Genomic DNA, 19,114 nt, shown 5'->3' with positions numbered 1-19,114 from the left:
GTTTTCGTATGACCGAACGTTTCGATTCGGCGCCAGGGGAGCGCACGGATGCGGAGCTTCTGGCTGCTCATGCGGCCGGAGAGCCGAACGCCTTCGCCACGCTGATCTACCGACACCACGAACACCTGTGGCTGACGGCTCGGCGCACCAGCTACACGCCCGAGGACGCCTCCGATGCGCTGCAGGAGGCGTTGCTCTCCGCTCATCGCACGGCCGGGTCGTTCCGCGCCGACGCCGCGGTCCGAAGCTGGTTGCACAAGATAGTCGTCAATGCCTGCCTCGACCGCATCCGCAGAAACAAGGCACGCCCGTCGGTTCCGTTGAGCGAGAACGAAAGTCACGAGCCCGTATCTCCCAGGGATCGAATTTCCGAGACGGAGACGAGCATTCTCGTTCGGCAGGCTCTGATGATGTTGCCACCCGATCAACGTGCAGCCGTCGTCATCGTGGACATGGAGGGCTATTCGGTGGCCGACGCTGCGGACCTGCTCGGCGTTCCCACCGGTACCGTGAAGAGTCGATGCGCCCGCGGTCGACTCAAGCTCTCGACGCAACTCGCGTACTTGAAAGATGCAAGGAACCGAATCTGACCCCCTCGCGTCTATACCGTGTGAGAGAGAAAGCAGACTCGGCGAAGGGAGGCAGGATCGTGCCGTCGAGCACAGACGCTCTACAAGCCCCGTTCTCGCCGGAGCTACTCGCCGATCTGCATGCCGATGCACTTCCCGAGGACGTCAGTAGGCGACTGTGGCCACTGGTTCGCCTCGACGAGGATTCGATGCGCATCCTCGCCGGTCTCGACGCCGTCTCGGCTCGACTGCACGAGTTGGGCGAGGACCCCACCGGGACGTTGTCGATTCCGCCCGACGTCGCCCAACAGATCGATCGCACCCTGCACACGGTCGAGCAATCGACGTCCCCGGTGGACGTCGTCGTTCCGCTCCGTCCGCGCAGACGCCGTATGGTTCTCGGAACCGCCGCTGCCGCAGCACTTCTGACGGCCGGATCGGTTGCTGTCGCGGCGTCCGTGTTCACTCCGGACGAGCCCGAATCGATCGTTGCCGACCCCACGCAGGCTCCGGATTCGTCTCTGGTGCTCGATTCCGCCGACCTCGACTCCGGTTTCGCGTTCGGCATCATCGGCAAGCGGGATCCCGGAGCATTGGCCGATCCGGCCGACCTCGCTGCCTGTCTGCAGTCCAATGACGTGGATCCGGCCACCACCGTTCTCGGATCGAGTCGAGTGCGCGTCGACGGCCGAGACGGAACGCTGCTCGTCCTCGCCGGAGAACAGCCCTCACAGTTCATCGCCCTTGCGGTGGGCAACGACTGCAGCACTGCGAACCCGGACGTGCTGACGCGTCGCGATATCGGCTGACAGATCTCTCACCGGGGAACAACTGCCTCTAGGGTGGTGTTGACCAGATGTACGTCGACCGGCGTGTGCGCTGAACACTCGGTTGTCGACTGCACGTATACGCCGCACATGATCGGAAGGTCTGCATTGAGTACCCCCAAGGTTCACGATCTCATCATCGTCGGCTCGGGACCGGCCGGTTACACCGCTGGCGTCTACGCCGCACGGGCGGAGCTGGAGCCGATCCTGTTCGAGGGAACACAGTTCGGCGGTGCGCTGATGACCACCACCGAGGTCGAGAATTTCCCCGGGTTCCGCGAGGGCATCATGGGCCCCGATCTGATGGAACAGATGCGCGAACAAGCGGCGCGATTCGGTGCCGACATCCGGACCGAGGACGTCGAGGAGCTCGATCTGACGGGCCCGATCAAGACGGTGTCCGCCGGCGGCGAGACCTACCGGGCTCGGGCGATCATCCTCGCCATGGGCGCAGCAGCTCGCTATCTGTCCATCCCGGGTGAGGAGAAGTTGCTCGGACGCGGCGTCAGCGCCTGCGCCACCTGTGACGGCTTCTTCTTCCGTGATCAGGACATCGCCGTCATCGGTGGTGGCGACTCGGCCATGGAGGAAGCGACCTTCCTCACTCGCTTCGCACGCAGCGTCACGATCGTGCACCGCCGCAGCGAGTTCCGCGCGTCGCGCATCATGCTCGAGCGCGCCAAGAACAACGACAAGATTCGTTTCCTCACCGACACCAAGGTGCTCGAGGTCCTCGGTGACGCCAGCGTCACCGGGCTTTCGCTCGAGCACGCCGAAACCGGCGAGAAGACGACTCTGGACGTGACCGGAATGTTCGTCGCGATCGGCCACGATCCGCGCAGCGAGCTGGTCAAGGGACAGGTCGAGCTCGACGATGCCGGCTACGTCAAGGTCGCGTCGCCCACGTCGGCCACGTCCGTCGAGGGCGTCTTCGCTGCCGGAGACCTCGTCGACCACGTGTACCAGCAGGCCATCACCGCTGCGGGTACGGGCTGCACCGCGTCGATCGACGCCGAGCGGTGGTTGGCCGAGCAGGGCGACATCACCAGCAACACGCTCGAACACGCCGACCAGCCGGTCGACGCCGTCAACGCCTGACAGGCACCGAACTTCCACATCGAGGAGATAGAAAATGTCCGACGACAAAAGCACTGTCACCATCACCGACGCGTCGTTCGCCGACGACGTCCTGACCAGTGAGAAGCCCGTCCTGGTCGACTTCTGGGCCACCTGGTGCGGCCCGTGCAAGATGGTCGCCCCCGTTCTCGAGGAGATCGCGGCCGAGCACAAGGACAAGCTCACCATCGCCAAGCTCGACATCGACGCCAACCCGCAGGCCGCTCGCGACTTCAAGGTCATGTCGATTCCGACGATGATCCTGTTCCAGGGTGGAAAGCCGGTCAAGCAAATTGTCGGCGCAAAGGGCAAGGCCGCCCTGCTCAAGGACCTCGAAGGCGTTATCTGACTCACCTGCACACAGTGTGGATTGCAGCGGAAGCCAGTCTTTCTGCGACAATCATCTGATGTGCCGATGCTTCGGCATCGGCACATCAGCCGCAAGGTGTGAGTGCCGTCGGAACAATCGAGAGGCTTTGTCGAGGATGCAGGAACTCAGTCACGGCGATTCCGGACCCGCCGTCGCCGAGGTCCGCGGCACTCTGTCGGCTCTCGGCTTTCTCCACGAAGCGGTAGTTCCCCCCGGTCCCATGGACGACGGCCACTGGACGGCCCCCGGTTCCGTCTTCGACGGTGCCCTCGGAGGTGCCGTCCGCGCGTTCCAACAGCACCGCGGTCTGTTGGTCGACGGCGTCGTAGGCCCGGCCACATATCGCGCACTCAAAGAAGCGTCGTACCGCCTCGGCGCTCGAACCCTCATCTACCAGCTGTCCGCTCCGCTGTACGGCGACGACGTCGCCTCGTTGCAGACGAGACTCCAGGACCTCGGTTTCTACAGCGAGCGCGTCGACGGCTTTTTCGGTCCCCGCACGCACGAGGGACTGTCCTCGTTCCAGCGCGAGATCGGACTCTCCCCGGACGGCATCTGTGGACCGGCGACTCTGCGCTCTCTCGACCTTCTCGGCACGCGAGTCACCGGTGGATCCCCGCACGCCATGAGCGAGGAAGAACTCGTTCGCAAATCCGGACCGCAGTTGACCGGCAAGCGCATCGTCATCGATCCAGATCTCGGCGGAGCAGACACAGGACGCATCGTCGAGGGAACGTTCGGCCGCGTCTCCGAGTCCGAGATTCTGTGGGATATGGCGAGCCGACTCGAGGGCCGCATGGCCGCGACCGGAATGGAAACCTTCCTCTCCCGTGCGCGCGGGACCAATCCTTCGGTCGCCGACCGCGCCGAGACGGCCAACGCTTGGGGTGCCGACCTGATGATCTCGTTGCGCTGCGCATCGAGCACCAGCCCCGTGGCCAACGGCGTCGCGAGCTTCCACTTCGGTAACTCGCACGGATCCACCTCGATGATCGGTCAAGTACTGACCAGCTACGTGCAGCGTGAAATCGTCGCCCGCACACCGCTTCTCGACTGCCGCAGCCATGGCCGCACGTGGGATCTGTTGCGCCTGACCAACATGCCGACCATCCAGATCGACCTCGGCTACCTCACCAACGAATCCGACGTCGAAGTTCTCAGCGACCCGCGGTTCCGCGACATCATCGCCGAAGCTATTTTGATCGCCGTGAAGCGCCTGTACCTACTCGGTCAGGACGATCAGCCGACCGGAACGTTCACCTTCGCCGAGTTGCTCGCCGAGGAACTCGCTGCTTCCGATCGCCCCTGAACCACCGCGCGCGAGCGCGTCGGTGGGTGAGGTGTCACCGCGCCCCGACCGTCGACTTCTGCTCGATATCGACGACGGAGATGCTGGCCGCGATCAGTAGCTGCTCGAGTGCAGACTCGACATCCTGCTTCCACCCGTGATCGCGATCGAGCTCGAGCCTCAGTCTCGGGAATCTGTGGTGGGGAGCAATCACTTCGAACCCGACCTTCTCGAGGAAGTCCGCTTCGATCATGCACGTCGACGCCGAACACGTCAGCTGCGCCGTGGCGTTCGGAACCGCCGGCGCAGCATCGTCGGCGTTGCGCCGAATACCGAACGCCTCCAGAGCGCGAACTCCACGATTGACGAGATCGCCCACGACCGCCTGAATCAGCGTGGCCGAATGCAGGTCCGCGTCGTCCGGCGAATCGATCCGGAGTTGGGTCAACAGAACTGCATCGTGACTGACCGGCGACGTCGGGAACGTCGTCGCCCGCGGAACTGCGCGGGGTGGACAGTAGAGGGCGCATCCGATCGTCCTGCCGTCGACGGACAGCAACTGCCCGCAGGATCCCCATTCGAGCATGATGGTCGACAGCCATACTTCGTTCTCGAATTCGAGGTCGACCGAGGAACTCTCCGACGCGGGGTCGAGGACCCAGAAGCTGCATCGCCGCGAATGCGTCGGCAAGTGCTCGAACGAACCGAGCGTCACTCCGGTCACCATCGCCGACACCGCTTACCTCAGCCTTCGTGCTCTCGTTCACCGCGAGAATTCTCGATCGGAGCCGATCTGCCCCTCGAACAGGATAGGCGATTCGTTCGTCTGACCCGTCGGGTGGAGCCGATCATTCAAATATGTTGTATCACAGTACTTTTCGAGTAGATTTCGAGATTTCAGGACCTCCTCCGACCGAGCTACGTCACAGTGACGTTTCGACCGCGTATGACTGGTCCTGAAAAATCGCCGCTACTTTTTCTTCTGTGCTTCCATCATCTCGACGATCCTCTGAAGGTCATCGACCGATCCGAATTCGACCACGATCTTGCCTTTCCGCTTACCGAGGCTGACCGTTACCCGCGTATCGAACGAATCCGAGAGGCGATCGGCGACGTCCTGGAGGCCCGGCATCTGAATGGGCTTGCGCCGGGGCGCCGGTTCCGGGCTCTTCCCGTCCTCTCGATTGGCGAGGGTGACGGCTTCTTCGGTCGCGCGGACGGAGAGACCTTCGGCAACGATTCGCGCCGCCAATGACTCCTGCGCATCCGACCCAGCGTCCAGAGACAACAGAGCGCGGGCGTGGCCGGCCGACAGAACCCCGGCCGCCACTCGTCGCTGCACGGGAATCGGCAGCTTCAACAGACGAATCATGTTGGTCACGACCGGACGTGACCGACCGATTTTCGCGGCCAGTTCCTCGTGCGTGACGTCGAATTCTTCGAGGAGCTGTTGGTACGCGGCTGCTTCTTCGAGCGGATTGAGCTGGACGCGGTGGATGTTCTCGAGCAATGCATCGCGCAACATCGCGTCGTCCGCGGTCTCCCGAACAATCGCCGGGATCGACTCGAGGCCGGCTGCCTGGCTTGCACGCCACCGACGCTCGCCCATGACGAGCTGATATTTTGCGTCTCCGGCCCCAGCGGAACCCGACACGAGACGGACCACGATGGGCTGCATGAGCCCGAATTCGCGGATCGAGTGGACCAGTTCGGCCAACGATTCGTCGTCGAAGACGTGCCTCGGCTGCTTGGGATTGGCTTCGATTCGATCAGGTGCGATCTCTCGGTAGACGGCACCGACGGGGGAGAGGTCGTCTCCGTTCAGCACCGGCGGGGTCGGTGTGGGTGCTGTCGCGGTCTCCGTGAGCTCGTCCGCCGGTGCGGAGCGTTTCGGCTTGGTGGACGTATCCGGGCGGTCCTTGGCGTTGCGATCCGCGCCGATGATCACGTCTGCCGCCGCGTTGCCGAGACGTGGTCCGGCATCGGGTCCGGTGGGGATGAGTGAGGCCAGGCCGCGGCCCAGACCACCCTTACGTGTGGAACTCATCTGTTCACTTCTTCCGTGCTTCGTCGATGCCGGCCGATCGGGCAGCGAGCTCTCGTCCGGCGTCCAGGTAACTCATCGCTCCGCGTGAACCGGGGTCGTAATCCAGCACCGTCATGCCGTACCCGGGAGCCTCGGACACCTTCACGCTGCGAGGGATCACGGCCCGTAGGACGGCGTCGCCGAAGTGCTTGCGTACTTCTTCCGCGACCTGGTCTGCCAACTTGGTGCGCCCGTCGTACATCGTCAGGATCACGGTGGAGACGTGCAGTTCTGGATTCAGATGCGACTGCACCAGCTCGATATTGCGGAGGAGCTGACCCACACCTTCGAGCGCGTAGTACTCGCACTGAATGGGGATCAGTACCTCGGTCGCTGCGACGAGTGCGTTGACCGTCAACAAACCGAGCGACGGGGGGCAGTCGATGAGGATGAAGTCGGCGTCGATGCCGGAGAGTTCCTCCACCGACAGCGCCGTCTTGAGGCGACCTTCGCGGGCCACCATCGACACCAACTCGATCTCGGCGCCGGCGAGGTCGATGGTCGCCGGAATGCAGAACAACCGGTCGCTGTGCGGACTCTTCTGCACTGCGTCCTTGGCGCTCACTTCACCGATGAGGACCTCGTAGCTCGACGGCACACCCGAGTGATGCTCGACGCCCAACGCCGTGCTGGCGTTGCCCTGAGGGTCCAGATCGACCACCAGAACCGTCAGTCCTTGGAGGGCCAGCGCGGCGGCCAGGTTCACGGCAGTCGTCGTCTTCCCGACGCCACCCTTCTGATTGGCGATCGTCAGCATGCGTCGCTTCGCCGGCTTCGGCAGCGACACCGATCCGGGATGCAGAACCTGGCTGGCTCGATGCGCCGCAGCGCCGATGGGGGTGTCGTTCGGAGAGATCGCGTTGGTGTACTCGAACCCGGAGCTGGCCGCCACCCCCGACTGTTTCCCCGAGTTGCTCGACGCGTTCTTCTTGGACGCTGTTTCACGTGAAACAGCGGGATCGGACCCACCCGACATATGTGCTCCTTAGTGCGGAACTGACTGTGTTCAATACGATCGATCGGGTCGAGCGCGGGACGTGTGAGCCCACGATCGAAATCAGTGACGACTCAGTCTCCGCGGCTCACGCACCGCTCTGACGACGATGGTGGGAGTGGGCAACAGACCCACTCCGCACTCCACTACCTCCAGCTTGCCAGCACCCATCCGGGTGAGGGAAGTCCGGTCGCGTTCGATCTCTTCGCCGGCGCTCGATCCCTTCAGAGCCAGCATCCGCCCGTGCTCGTGGACCAGAGGGAGCGACCACTTTGCGAGTTTCTCCAATGGCGCCACCGCCCTCGACGTGACCACATCGGCACCGCCGGCTTCCTTCTTGACGCCGGGCTGTTCCGCGCGACCGCGCACGACCAAGATATTCAGATCGTGTTCCTCGATGAACTCTGCGAGATAGACGGTTCGGCGGAGGAGGGGCTCGACGAGGGTCACCCGCAAATCGGGCCGCGCGATTGCCAACGGGATACCGGGCAAGCCAGCACCGCTGCCGATATCGACGACGGTCTCGCCTTCGTCGATGAGCTCACCGATCGCCGCGCAGTTGAGGATGTGCCGCTCCCAGAGCCGTGGAACTTCACGCGGTCCGATGAGTCCTCGTTCGACGCCGGCCGTAGCCAACGAGTCGTGGTACCTCCGTGCCAACTCGAGCCGATCACCGAAGATCTGCTCCGCCACGGCCGTCAACTGATTGCTATCCGAGCCTTCTTGTTCCACGTGAAACATCTTCCCGTGCCCGGGCACCGAACGCCAAACGACATCGCTGTAACTCGATCGAATCGACGTGGAACCGCCGAGATCCGGTACCAACGCGACCGACAGTGGGCGGTGGCGTAGCGATCCACGACGAGTGGAGCCGTCCCTATTCTCGGCGTGGGCGGACCATCCGGATCGATCTCCCGTTTGTTCGGGCCCGAAGATCTCCCGACCCCGCACGGTTGGACAGACCACCACTCCCGAGGCTCCGCCAGTTGGTCCGGTCGCGACTGGGGGTGTCTCATGCCCCGCTGTTTCACGTGAAACTGCTTTGCCATTGCCTCACTATCTTCAGTGCCGCGTGACGAATCGGTGACGTATTCAGCGTTGACTCTCAGGGATCTCGACAGCAGTTATCGGTGTCGGCAGATCGGTTCATACATGCTCGGACGACAGGTAACCGAACCTCACAAATCAGGTACTCGGTCCAACGTGCGTAGTACCGACCGAACCTCTACCCCGAGTGGCTGACGCCATTCGCAATCGAACACATTCATGTCTGCGTCCGGCTGGCGAGGTATGACTGATCGGCCTGTGGATGTTTCACGTGAAACTACGTACGTGTACGAGTCCACGTTTCTGGAAGGAGTTGATCGACAGCCGGAAGCCGGTGGAGATCTGAACGAATACCTGTCAATCACGTAGACCGGTCCGGGCACTTAGATGCCATGACCCACCTAGTCGGGGGAGAGCCCGAGACGCGCCTCCATTCTCGGTCGCGTCCCGATCGAACGGGGCATCGTTTCGGTGCATCCGAACTTACACGTCGTCCGGGTTCACGGAGGTCTCGATTTCCCACGAGCTCAGCGGTCCCACACATTCGTACTCTCGAAAGTTCGTCGTCCGGACATTCGTCATGTCGATCCCAGCCTCCGAATTGAGATACCCAAGATTCTCGATCAGCAACCGTCGTCGGGACGTCAGGTCGCCCGCCGCGTTGCCCGGATGAAGACGAACACATCCGGGTTTTCGGTAGCGCAGTCCCTGAAGCTCGATCGCCGCGGATACATCCACCATCGAGATGACGTCGATCGGGCGTCGTCGATTCTTCGTAGACCGGTAATACCTACCCGCGCAACTTCCATCGATTGTGGGATGAAGAGTCACGGACTCGTCGATTGCGTGAACCGTCGAGAGCCGCTCGGTAGCGTCGCCCAATCCGACAAGACCGACTGGACCCAGATTCGATCCTTCCCTGAAGTCGGATGGTTTGAGGCATCCATGATCGCCCGCAATGTTTCACGTGAAACTGCACCGACTCCAGACCGTGTCGATCCGGCACTCAGATCTCGGAACCTAGTGAGGGCTCTGGAGATCGTTCTACCCCAACCCTACGGATAGAACGACAGTCCTCGAATCCAGAACTCAGACGGGCGTATCGGCAACAGTTCGTTCACCTCGCATCCCGCCTGTTTCACGTGAAACAAACGCGACCGACGCGAGCAACAGGCAAGAAAGACACCATCGACTTTGCCGTCACAGTGACGAAAGCGCAGTGCATGACTGATCTCGAGAATCCGGCGAGAAAATCGATCGCAACCCGCGCCGACACCAGTCGTCGTCGAGCAAATTACATCGATGACATTCGACCGATGGATCTACTACGTCCGGATACGACGATGGCCCCCACCGAAGTGAGGGCCATCGACTGGGGACGCTCTGTTACGCCTTGACGACAACTACTCGTCGAGCCGGCTCGACGCCGGTACTTTCGCTCGCGACGCCGTCGATCTTGGCGACCGCGTCGTGCACGATCTTTCGCTCGAACGGAGTCATCGGGGTCAGCTCTTCGCGCTCACCGGATTCGAGTACACGACGCGCAGCTTCGGCACCGAGGTTGCCGAGTTCGGTGCGCCGGTTGGCACGCCAGCCGGCGACGTCGAGCATCAGCTTGCTGCGCTCGCCCGTCGACTGCTGGACCGCGAGCCGAGTCAGCTCCTGCAGTGCATCGAGAACCTCACCCTTGCGCCCGACGAGCTTGGCGAGATCGTCGCCGCCGTCGATGCTGACGATGGCGCGGTCACCCTCCACGTCCAGATCGATGTCGCCGTCGAAGTCCAGGACGTCGAGGAGTTGCTCGAGGTAATCGCCGGCGATCTCGCCTTCCTCGACGAGGTAGTCCTCGTCGTCCTCGTCGTCGTCATCCGACTCGTCGTCGGTCTTGTCCTCGACGACGCCCGAGTCCTCGGACTTCTCGACCACGGGAGTCTCGTCTGCCTCCACGTCGACTGCACTCACCTGATCGGCCTCGACCACCACGTCACTTGCTCCATCCCCGGATACCGCACCGGCTGTCTGCACTTCGTCGTTCTGAGCTTCTTCTACGTCCGCTGCCATGTTCGTCCTTCTCTCGACGCGTCGGTCAGCGCCGCTTGCGCTTGGTCGACTTGTTCCGGTTCGCCTGCGGTCTCGGTTTGGCCGGCGATGCGGCACCGGTCGTCGAACCGGCGATACTCTCACCGGTCTCGGCCGTCGTCGAATCACTCGTCGGCGTCATCTTCGAGAGCTTCGGGCGAGCGCCGGGCTTCGGCTTGGTGGTCGACACAGGCTTCACACCGGGCTTCGGCGCATTCTCGGAACGCTTCTCCACTGCGGCAGCGGCCTTGGCAGCTTCTTCCTTGTCGATCTTTCCGAACACCAGGTGCTGCTGCGCGTAGGTCCAGGTGTTGTTGCTGACCCAGTACAGCAGGATGGCGATGGGAAGCAGGGCACCGAACACCAGCACGCCGAGCGGGAACACGTACAGGGCGAGCTTGTTCATGATGGCGGACTGCGGGTTCGCTGCCGCAGCGGCGCTCTGACGGGCCACGGACGCACGCGAGTTCATGTGCGTCATGATCGCCGCGATGATCATCAGAGGAACGGACACCGCGACAATGACCCAGGTGGACGGAATGGTCGCGCCCGGTCCCACGGCGAATGCGTTGAGCTGGTCCTGCGGCATCGTGATCCACGCCGAAATCGGCGCACCGAACAGACGAGCGTCCAAGAAGGACTGCACGTCCGACACATTGAACGCGTAGTTGGACAGCTCGCGGTTCTCCTCGGGAGTCAATCCGAGCTGACCGAAGCCGGTACCGGTGCGGTTGAACGAGCGCAGCACGTGGAACAGGCCGATGAACACCGGTGCCTGCGCCAGCACCGGCAGGCAGCCCATCAGCGGATTGAAGCCGTGCTCCTTCTGGAGCTTCTGCATTTCGACGGCCATCTTCTGCTTGTCTTTGCCGTACTTCTTCTGCAGAGCCTTGATCTGCGGCTGTAGCTCCTGCATCTGTCGAGTGGTGCGGACCTGCTTGACGAAGGGCTTGTACAGAATCAGGCGGAGGGTGAAGACCAGGAAGACGACGGACAGTGCCCAGGCGAACCCATTGCTGGGATCCTGGAACACAAAGCCGAACACCTTGTGCCACACCCAGAGAATCCAGGCAACCGGGTAGTAAATGAAGTCGAGCACGGCTCTATGTACTCCTCTGTTCTTCCACTCGCGCGAGATCGTGGTGTTCTTCGGTTTCGGTCAGCTCGGTGACGGTCGCGCGCCACCTACCGGGTTCGGGCACCGGGTCCCAGCCTCCAGAGTGCCAGGGAGCACATTTGAGGAGGCGGACGACTGCCAGCAACGAGCCCTTCATCATCCCGTGCACCTGGAGCGCCTCGATGGCGTACTCACTACAGGTGGGGGAGAAGCGACAGGTGGGAGGCCTCATCGGGGACACGTACGTCCGGTACAACCCGATGAAGTAGACGAGTGTTCGAGCAGGAATGGAACGAAGGTTGCCCATGAATGTCATGACGGCGGACCCTTCGGAGCTTCGAGAAGACCGAGCTTCTTCAATCCTGAACGCAGTTGAATCAGTAGATCTGTCGAGGACGCTCTCGCGGCTCCGGGCAGTGCGCGGATCACCACGTCGGTGGTCTCGGGGAGTTCACCGATGACGTCGGTACAGATATGCCGAAGCCGGCGCGCAACTCGATGACGAGTTACGGCCGGCCCGACTGCCTTGCTGACGATCAATCCGAATCGTGGACCACGAACAGTAGATGCGATGTCCTGTTCGTCACGCACGACGGCGTGAACCACAAGATCCGATCTACCCATTCGGCGTCCTCGACGCACCGCTACGGAGAAATCACGTGCTCGGTGTAGTCGATTCGGCTCAGGAAGCATCCCGAGCTCCAAGCTTCGGACGAACAGATATCAGGCTGTGAGTTCTTTACGGCCCTTGCCGCGACGTGCGGAAACGATTGCACGACCCGCACGGGTACGCATACGAAGACGGAAGCCATGAACGCGCGCGCGGCGGCGATTGTTCGGCTGGAACGTCCGCTTGCCCTTGGCCACGGTCAACACTCCTCGAGATTGAAAAGACGCCGTTCGTCGGCGCCTGCTGGAAAGGTACTCAGCGAGTCCGGATGGACTTGCTTGCCTCCCGAGCGAGAAATCCGAGTGAAGACAGACTGTAAGCAGCCAGCAAGCATCGGCCACCTCGCTATTGGGTGACTGTTCGAGAGTACTGATCGAGTCACCGCCGGTCAAACTCGCTCTCGAGCGAACAGTGCCGTCGTTCATACACAGGCAGCGTCCGTTTCCGGCCGCGGACGGTGTGATGTACGTCGAAATCGCCACCGGACGGCCGCTCGCTCCGACGCACGTCCTCCGATTGCACTACAGACAGTTGGCATCGGTGCAGGTCAGACTGGCGTAATTGCCATAGCACGAGCCGGAACGCGTTCTGGGGTCACATCGGTGTCGTTTATCCACACCTGTGGATAATTGTGTGGAAACACAGTTCAGGTGGCATATTCGTACCTTGCGGGGTCCATCCACGGACCCTGGTCTCGGCCGCAGCGACGCACGAACGACGACGCTATCCGACGACGTTGCCGCGCGGGTACGAAACGGCGCGCGGATTCCTGCGTCGAACACCGCCCGAGACCAATGCTCGATGACGGAGGGCCCAACGTGAACGACGATCCGGATGCGCTCGCGCGCATCTGGCCCGAGGTGGTCGCGGAGCTCACATCCGACCGACACAGTGGGTCTCCGCTGACCAAAGGCCAGAAGGCCTGGCTCGCTCTGGTCAAACCGCTGACCTTGACGCAGGGGTTCGCGCTGCTCGCAGTGCCGTCGACTTTCGCGCAGGAAGCGATCGAACGAGATCTTCGCGAACCCATCCTCGGCGCCCTCGGGCGTCATCTGGGACAGGGTGTCGAGGGACTCGGCGTTCGCATCTCCGCTCCCGAGGACGAGAAGATCGACTCCGAGCGATCGACGTATCCCGATGCCGCCAGCTCTCCGACGTACCGGCGCCGCGTCCTGACCAGCAGAGACGACGAGCCGTCGGATTCCGAGACGGCCGACTACGAAGAGGTCGACGACGAACGCGAAGCTCTCGCCAGCGTCCAGAACTCGTGGCCGACGTACTTCACGAAACCTCCCGACTCGACGCCTCCGTCCTCGGGTGCCAACAGCCTCAACTCGAAGTACACCTTCGACACCTTCGTCATCGGTGCCTCCAATCGGTTCGCCCACGCAGCTGCGGTGGCGATCGCCGAAGCACCTGCTCGCGCGTACAACCCGCTGTTCGTGTGGGGGGCGTCGGGTCTGGGCAAGACTCACCTCCTGCACGCGGCCGGGCACTACGCGCAGCGCCTGTTCCCGGGCATGCGCGTCAAGTACGTCTCCACCGAGGAATTCACCAACGACTTCATCAACAGTCTTCGTGACGACCGCAAAGTGGCGTTCAAGCGCCGCTACCGGGAGACCGACGTGCTGCTGGTCGACGACATCCAGTTCATCGAGGGCAAGGAAGGCATCCAGGAGGAGTTCTTCCACACCTTCAACACCTTGCACAACGCGAACAAACAGATCGTCGTGTCCTCCGACCGCCCACCCAAGCAGTTGGCCACCCTCGAGGAACGGCTTCGTACTCGCTTCGAGTGGGGCTTGATCACCGATGTGCAGCCACCCGAGCTCGAGACGCGGATCGCCATTCTGAGCAAGAAGGCTCGGATGGACCGGCTCGATGTGCCACACGACGTGCTCGAGCTCATCGCCAGCCGAATCGAACGCAACATTCGTGAGCTCGAAGGCGCCCTCATTCGAGTGACGGCGTTCGCATCGCTGAACGGACAAGCCCTCGACCTCACTCTGGCCGAGGTGGTTCTCCGCGATCTCATCCCCGATTCGTCGAGTCTCGAGATCAATGCGGCGACGATCATGGCTGTCACAGCGGAGTACTTCAACACCTCCATCGAGGACCTGTGCGGGCCGGGCAAGGCCCGAGCACTGGCCATGGCCAGGCAGATCGCGATGTATCTCTGCCGCGAGCTCACCGATCTGTCGTTGCCCAAGATCGGGCAGACGTTCGGTCGGGATCACACGACGGTGATGTACGCGGACAAGAAGATTCGCAAGGAGATGACCGAGCGCCGCAAGGTGTACGACCAGGTACAGGAGCTCACTGCGCGGATCAAGCAGCGCTCCAAGCGGTAGCCACCGAAGACCGACGGACTCCGAGAAGACGGCACCGAATCCCATCGAGGGTTCGGTGCCGTTGCTGTTTCCGGTCGTTCGTCGGACCGATTCTCGACGCGTATTCGGTGAGTTTTCGAGCCGTCGACCATTGATTCACACCTGTGGATAACCATGTGGACAACATCGAAGTTCTGGGGATGGAATGTGGGCGCCTGTGCACCGATGTGATTCGTGCACAGGCAGCCGCGCGTCAATCACGTATTGGTCCCGAGTTCATCCCCACGACACCACGCTCGGCCACCAGCGGATCGAACGGTCCGTGCACAGATTCCACAGGACCTATTAATACTTCTGTTTTCTCCTTGAAAGAACTTCTTTGAAAACAGGTGTTGGGGAACGATCCGTTCACAGGCCCTCCGAGAACCCCCGAATCCCACCTTCGACGCGAGCCTCGCGCTTTCGTCTTCGCTTCGGAGGGCATACGGTGTGCTTGCGCTGGATGTGCCACACTCGTCGTTGCAGCGGTTCGAGCCGCAACCTTCGTGGTTGCACCGCTCCGGCCGTAACGCCGAACACCACCGAACGAGAGGAAATGCCGAGCGATGGAGCTTGGAAGTTTGAAGTTTCGCGTTGCTCGTGAAGATTTTTCCGATTCCGTCGCGTGGGTAGCCCGCAGCCTGCCGTCTCGGCCGCCCGTTCCCGTTCTCGGTGGAGTTCTTCTCGCTGCCGACGAGCAGGGTCTGACGGTTTCCGGATTCGACTACGAGGTCTCCGCTCAGGTCAAGGTGTCGGCGGAGGTTGCCACTGCAGGCCGAGTTCTGGTGTCGGGCAAGCTACTTGCCGATATCACGAAGTCGTTGCCCAACAAGCCGGTCGACGTCACGGTCGACGGGACCCGCGTTCTGGTCAACTGCGGAAGTGCCAAGTTCTCGCTGCCCACGATGCCGGTGGAGGACTACCCGCAGCTCCCCGAGTTGCCCAGCAACACCGGCTCGCTGGCCGGTGATGTCTTCTCCGAGGCAATCGCCCAGGTCGCCATCGCTGCGGGCAAGGACGACACGCTTCCGATGCTCACCGGTATCCGCGTGGAGATCGACGGCACCAACGTCGTTCTCGCGGCCACCGACCGTTTCCGGTTGGCGGTTCGTGAGGTGGAGTGGGCTCCCGCCGGTGCAGACACCACCACCGCGGTGCTCATCCCGGCCAAGACTTTGTCCGAATCGGCAAAGACTCTGGGCGGCAACTCCGGCTCACCGGTGGAACTGGCCCTCGGTTCCGGCTCGTCCATCGGTAGCGACGGTTTGCTGGGCATCGTCAGTGACGGGCGCCGCACCACGACCAGGTTGCTCGACGCAGAGTTCCCGAAGTTCCGTCAGTTGCTGCCCGCCGAACACACTGCGGTGGCGACCCTCGACATCGCCTCGCTGGTCGAGGCCATCAAGCGTGTCGCTCTCGTTGCCGAGCGTGGTGCGCAGGTGCGCCTGGAATTCAACTCCGACGGCGTGTTGCTGTCCGCAGGTGGCGACGACGCCGGCCGCGCCGAGGAAGCTCTGCCTGCCGACTTCCAGGGCGAGGCACTGACCATCGCCTTCAATCCGGGATACCTCATCGACGGGTTGTCCTCGCTGCACAGCGAGAAGGTCACCTTCGGATTCACGACGCCGAGCCGGCCTGCAGTGCTGCGGCCGACCTCCGACGAGGAACTGGTGCCCGACGACGCAGGCAAGTTCGCGGCGCCGAAGTCCGAATACACGTATCTGCTGATGCCCGTCAGGCTGCCGGGCTGATCCTGCCTGGTTACTGTTGAATCCGCGGGAATCTCCGCACCTGACACAGACAAGGACGCGTCATCATGCAGCTCGGCTTGGTCGGTCTCGGAAAAATGGGTTTCAACATGCGCGAGAGATTGCGCGAGCACGGTCACGAGGTGATCGGCTACGACCCCCGACCCGAGGTGACCGATACCCCGTCACTGGCCGGGCTGGCGCAATCGTTGACGGCGCCCCGGGTGGTGTGGGTGATGGTCCCGTCCGGTCAGATCACCCGCGACACCGTCAACGGCCTTGCGGATGTGCTCGAGCCAGGCGATCTGGTGATCGACGGTGGCAATTCACGCTTCACCGATGACAAGCCCAACGCAGAGTTGTTGGACGCCAAGGGAATCGGTTACATCGACGCCGGAGTATCCGGCGGGGTCTGGGGCCTGAAGAACGGCTACGGCTTGATGGTCGGCGGCCAGGACGAGCACGTCGCCAGAGCGATGCCGATCTTCGACGCGTTGCGTCCCGAGGGCGAGCGCGCGGACGGTTTCGTGCATGCCGGCCCGGTCGGTGCCGGTCACTACTCGAAAATGGTGCACAACGGTATCGAATACGGGTTGATGCAGGCCTATGCCGAGGGGTACGAGATCCTCGAAGCCGAAGAGCTCGTGCAGGATGTGCAAGGCGTGCTGCGGGCCTGGAGCAAGGGCACGGTCGTGCGGTCGTGGCTGCTCGACCTGCTGGTCGAAGCTCTTGGTCAGGATCCGGAGTTCAGTGAGATCTCCGGGTACACCGAGGACTCCGGTGAGGGTCGCTGGACCGTCGAGGAAGCCATCCGTCATGCCGTCCCTGCGCCGGTGATCTCCGCGGCATTGTTCGCCAGATTTGCTTCGCGGCAAGAGGATTCGCCTGCCATGAAGGCTGTCTCTGCCCTTCGGAACCAGTTCGGCGGGCATGCGGTCAAGAAGGCCGACGCCGACGAGACCCTGCGCGCCCCGGCGCCGAAGAACACCGAGTAAGTGTTCGTCCGGTCTCTGCAGCTACACGACTTCCGATCCTGGGACGACCTCACGGTCGACCTCGGACCGGGCTCGACCGTGTTCGTAGGGCCCAACGGACACGGCAAAACCAATCTGCTCGAGTCGCTCAACTATCTGTCGACGTTGTCCTCTCATCGTGTGTCCTCGGACGCCCCCATGATCCGGGCAGGCGCCGCCAAAGCGTTCGTGGGCAGTGCCGTGGTCAATCACGGTCGCGAATTGATCATCGACGTCGAGCTGCTCGAAGGCCGGGCCAACAAGGCTCGGATGAACAGGTCGCCGCTGCGTCGCCCACGCGAGATCCTGGGCGTGTTGCAGAGTGTGTTGTTCGCTCCCGAGGATCTCTCGCTCGTCCGCGGTGATCCCGGTGAGCGCCGACGGTATCTCGACGAGCTGCTGACCACTCGAATTCCTCGAATGGCCACTGTCCGTGCCGATTACGACAAGGTACTGCGGCAACGGTCGGCTCTGCTCAAGACCGCGAGTGGATCGTTGCGCCGCGGTTCGTCGTCGGGTGACGGCGCCAGTGCACTTGCCACCCTCGACGTCTGGGACGGGCACCTCGCGGCGCACGGTGCTCGATTGCTCGCTGCCAGAATATCTTTGGTGCACGAGCTGATGCCTTTCGTACAACAGGCCTACAGCTCGATCGCGCCGGAATCGCGGTTGGCCGCAGTCGCCTATCGCTGCAGTCTGGCCGATGCGCTCCCGCCGGAATTCTCCGATGCCGATCGTGCACCGGAACCCGACGACACCGAGGTGCTGGAAGCTGCGTTCCTGCATCAGCTTTCGGTGATGAGACAGCGCGAGATCGAACGCGGGGTGTGTCTGGTGGGACCGCACCGCGACGACTTGGAATTGATGCTCGGTGATCAACCGACGAAAGGGTTTGCGAGCCATGGTGAGTCGTGGTCGTACGCACTGTCGTTGCGGCTCGGGTCGTTCGCGTTGCTGCGGGAAGACGGTACCGACCCGGTCCTGATGCTCGACGACGTGTTCGCCGAGCTCGACCGCAAGAGGCGCGCGGCGTTGGCGACCGTGGCCGCCGGCGCAGAGCAGGTGCTCATCACGGCGGCGGTACCGGAGGACGTACCTCCCGAACTCGATGCTCGGCGGTACGGGGTCGAAGCGACGCAGAGTTCGGATTCCGGTGCAGCAGGACGTATCTCGCGCATCTCGGACCTGTCGGCCGATACCGGTACCGCAGCGTCGGAAGGTGAGGTTCGATGACCGACGACGAGGCAACGCCCACAGGTAACGGTGAGGTACCGGAACTGAAAGGTGTCGATCTGGCGCGTCGAGCACTCGAGGACGCCCGGGCCGCAGCCAAGGCCAGTGGCAAATCGGTGGGGCAGGGACGGTCGTCGCCCACCGGCGGGGTACGAGCACTGCGGGGGCGTCGTCGACGCGGTTGGTCGGGAGCCGGGCCGGACGACCGTGATCCGCAGGCGTTCGGGGCCTTGGCGAACTCGATCGCGTCCAAGCGTGGGTGGTCGGCCAAGGTGTCCGAGGGCGCTGTGTTGGGCCGGTGGCCCAGCGTGGTCGGCGAGGACATCTCGGCTCATGCGGAGCCCACCGGTCTCAAGGACGGCGTGTTGAGTATTTCGGCGGAGTCCACGGCGTGGGCGACGCAGTTGAGGCTGATGCAGTCGCAGATTCTGGCCAAGATCGCCGCCGCCGTCGGTCACGGTGTGGTGACGTCTCTGCGCATCACCGGTCCGACGACGCAGAGCTGGAGAAAAGGTGAGCGTCACGTGCGCGGGCGGGGCCCGCGCGACACGTACGGATAGTGAGACGTCCCAACGTATGCTTTTCGAA

General features: G+C 62.8%; 19 protein-coding genes. 10 read left to right on the top strand and 9 right to left on the bottom strand.

Features of this window, described 5'->3' with window-relative positions:
* Positions 1–8 precede the first annotated feature (8 nt).
* From sigM to CH256_RS10990, 5 genes are all read left to right on the top strand, one after another.
* Positions 9–590, top strand: a complete 582-nt coding sequence (gene sigM, locus CH256_RS11010; RefSeq protein WP_094669610.1) for an RNA polymerase sigma factor SigM — start codon at positions 9–11, stop codon at positions 588–590.
* Positions 591–649: 59 nt separating this feature from the next.
* Positions 650–1,378 (top strand): hypothetical protein, encoded by a 729-nt coding sequence (locus CH256_RS11005; RefSeq protein ID WP_141215237.1) that lies wholly within the window; start codon positions 650–652, stop codon positions 1,376–1,378.
* Between the two features lie 126 nt (positions 1,379–1,504).
* Positions 1,505–2,494, top strand: coding sequence for a thioredoxin-disulfide reductase (gene trxB / locus CH256_RS11000; protein WP_068047687.1), 990 nt, complete (start codon positions 1,505–1,507; stop codon positions 2,492–2,494).
* A 34-nt stretch (positions 2,495–2,528) separates the two neighbouring features.
* Positions 2,529–2,861, top strand: a complete 333-nt coding sequence (gene trxA, locus CH256_RS10995) for a thioredoxin (protein ID WP_068047667.1) — start codon at positions 2,529–2,531, stop codon at positions 2,859–2,861.
* A 136-nt stretch (positions 2,862–2,997) separates the two neighbouring features.
* A complete protein-coding gene (locus tag CH256_RS10990; protein WP_068047669.1) occupies positions 2,998–4,191 on the top strand; it encodes an N-acetylmuramoyl-L-alanine amidase in 1,194 nt (397 codons plus the stop codon).
* A 34-nt stretch (positions 4,192–4,225) separates the two neighbouring features.
* On the opposite strand, the gene CH256_RS10985 is transcribed toward CH256_RS10990, so the two are convergent.
* From CH256_RS10985 to rpmH, 9 genes are all read right to left on the bottom strand, one after another.
* The gene (locus tag CH256_RS10985; protein WP_037195290.1) at positions 4,226–4,906 is read right to left on the bottom strand and encodes a hypothetical protein; all 681 of its coding nucleotides are present in this window, start codon (positions 4,904–4,906) and stop codon (positions 4,226–4,228) included.
* Between the two features lie 234 nt (positions 4,907–5,140).
* Positions 5,141–6,217, bottom strand: a complete 1,077-nt coding sequence (locus CH256_RS10980; protein WP_068047672.1) for a ParB/RepB/Spo0J family partition protein — start codon at positions 6,215–6,217, stop codon at positions 5,141–5,143.
* A gap of 4 nt (positions 6,218–6,221) precedes the next feature.
* Positions 6,222–7,232, bottom strand: a complete 1,011-nt coding sequence (locus CH256_RS10975; protein ID WP_094669609.1) for a ParA family protein — start codon at positions 7,230–7,232, stop codon at positions 6,222–6,224.
* Between the two features lie 81 nt (positions 7,233–7,313).
* On the bottom strand, positions 7,314–7,991 hold the full coding sequence (gene rsmG / locus CH256_RS10970) for a 16S rRNA (guanine(527)-N(7))-methyltransferase RsmG (protein WP_068047690.1): 678 nt from the start codon (positions 7,989–7,991) through the stop codon (positions 7,314–7,316).
* A 1,692-nt stretch (positions 7,992–9,683) separates the two neighbouring features.
* Complete coding sequence (locus tag CH256_RS10955; RefSeq protein WP_094669606.1) at positions 9,684–10,358, bottom strand: Jag family protein; 675 nt, start codon at positions 10,356–10,358, stop codon at positions 9,684–9,686.
* Between the two features lie 25 nt (positions 10,359–10,383).
* Entirely contained in the window at positions 10,384–11,475 is a 1,092-nt protein-coding gene (yidC, locus tag CH256_RS10950) for a membrane protein insertase YidC (protein ID WP_094638403.1), read from the bottom strand.
* Positions 11,476–11,479: 4 nt separating this feature from the next.
* Positions 11,480–11,809: a membrane protein insertion efficiency factor YidD gene (yidD, locus tag CH256_RS10945; protein WP_094638404.1), complete on the bottom strand. Its 330-nt coding sequence runs from the start codon at positions 11,807–11,809 to the stop codon at positions 11,480–11,482.
* Positions 11,806–12,186: a ribonuclease P protein component gene (rnpA, locus tag CH256_RS10940; protein WP_068047699.1), complete on the bottom strand. Its 381-nt coding sequence runs from the start codon at positions 12,184–12,186 to the stop codon at positions 11,806–11,808. Before rnpA ends, yidD begins: the two co-directional genes overlap by 4 nt.
* Positions 12,187–12,216: 30 nt before the next feature.
* Positions 12,217–12,360 (bottom strand): 50S ribosomal protein L34, encoded by a 144-nt coding sequence (rpmH, locus tag CH256_RS10935; RefSeq protein ID WP_026347786.1) that lies wholly within the window; start codon positions 12,358–12,360, stop codon positions 12,217–12,219.
* Positions 12,361–12,981: 621 nt separating this feature from the next.
* Here rpmH and dnaA point away from each other — a divergent pair.
* The 5 genes from dnaA (at position 12,982) to CH256_RS10905 (ending at position 19,086) form a co-directional block, all read left to right on the top strand.
* Positions 12,982–14,514, top strand: coding sequence for a chromosomal replication initiator protein DnaA (gene dnaA / locus CH256_RS10925; RefSeq protein ID WP_068047705.1), 1,533 nt, complete (start codon positions 12,982–12,984; stop codon positions 14,512–14,514).
* A gap of 584 nt (positions 14,515–15,098) precedes the next feature.
* Complete coding sequence (gene dnaN / locus CH256_RS10920) at positions 15,099–16,283, top strand: DNA polymerase III subunit beta (RefSeq protein WP_068047709.1); 1,185 nt, start codon at positions 15,099–15,101, stop codon at positions 16,281–16,283.
* Positions 16,284–16,348: 65 nt separating this feature from the next.
* A complete protein-coding gene (gnd, locus tag CH256_RS10915) occupies positions 16,349–17,275 on the top strand; it encodes a phosphogluconate dehydrogenase (NAD(+)-dependent, decarboxylating) (protein WP_068047712.1) in 927 nt (308 codons plus the stop codon).
* Positions 17,276–18,526, top strand: coding sequence for a DNA replication/repair protein RecF (recF, locus tag CH256_RS10910; protein ID WP_094638407.1), 1,251 nt, complete (start codon positions 17,276–17,278; stop codon positions 18,524–18,526).
* The gene (locus CH256_RS10905; protein WP_068047719.1) at positions 18,523–19,086 is read left to right on the top strand and encodes a DUF721 family protein; all 564 of its coding nucleotides are present in this window, start codon (positions 18,523–18,525) and stop codon (positions 19,084–19,086) included. Before recF ends, CH256_RS10905 begins: the two co-directional genes overlap by 4 nt.
* The last annotated feature ends 28 nt before the right edge of the window (positions 19,087–19,114 follow it).

Origin of the sequence: Rhodococcus sp. 05-2254-6 (genome assembly GCF_002258565.1) — a bacterium.
Lineage (GTDB): Bacteria > Actinomycetota > Actinomycetes > Mycobacteriales > Mycobacteriaceae > Rhodococcoides.
Note: the sequence above shows the minus strand (reverse complement) of the source record. Positions and strands in the feature narration are given on the sequence as shown.

What these genes read in the sequence shown, in the direction of transcription:
- sigM (WP_094669610.1), top strand. Translation starts at nt 9, where the DNA reads ATGACCGAACGTTTCGATTCGGCGCCAGGGGAGCGCACGGATGCGGAG.
- trxA (WP_068047667.1), top strand. Translation starts at nt 2,529, where the DNA reads ATGTCCGACGACAAAAGCACTGTCACCATCACCGACGCGTCGTTCGCC.
- CH256_RS10990 (WP_068047669.1), top strand. Translation starts at nt 2,998, where the DNA reads ATGCAGGAACTCAGTCACGGCGATTCCGGACCCGCCGTCGCCGAGGTC.
- CH256_RS10980 (WP_068047672.1), bottom strand. Translation starts at nt 6,217, where the DNA reads ATGAGTTCCACACGTAAGGGTGGTCTGGGCCGCGGCCTGGCCTCACTC.
- CH256_RS10975 (WP_094669609.1), bottom strand. Translation starts at nt 7,232, where the DNA reads ATGTCGGGTGGGTCCGATCCCGCTGTTTCACGTGAAACAGCGTCCAAG.
- rsmG (WP_068047690.1), bottom strand. Translation starts at nt 7,991, where the DNA reads ATGTTTCACGTGGAACAAGAAGGCTCGGATAGCAATCAGTTGACGGCC.
- CH256_RS10955 (WP_094669606.1), bottom strand. Translation starts at nt 10,358, where the DNA reads ATGGCAGCGGACGTAGAAGAAGCTCAGAACGACGAAGTGCAGACAGCC.
- yidD (WP_094638404.1), bottom strand. Translation starts at nt 11,809, where the DNA reads ATGACATTCATGGGCAACCTTCGTTCCATTCCTGCTCGAACACTCGTC.
- rnpA (WP_068047699.1), bottom strand. Translation starts at nt 12,186, where the DNA reads ATGCTTCCTGAGCCGAATCGACTACACCGAGCACGTGATTTCTCCGTA.
- dnaN (WP_068047709.1), top strand. Translation starts at nt 15,099, where the DNA reads ATGGAGCTTGGAAGTTTGAAGTTTCGCGTTGCTCGTGAAGATTTTTCC.
- gnd (WP_068047712.1), top strand. Translation starts at nt 16,349, where the DNA reads ATGCAGCTCGGCTTGGTCGGTCTCGGAAAAATGGGTTTCAACATGCGC.
- CH256_RS10905 (WP_068047719.1), top strand. Translation starts at nt 18,523, where the DNA reads ATGACCGACGACGAGGCAACGCCCACAGGTAACGGTGAGGTACCGGAA.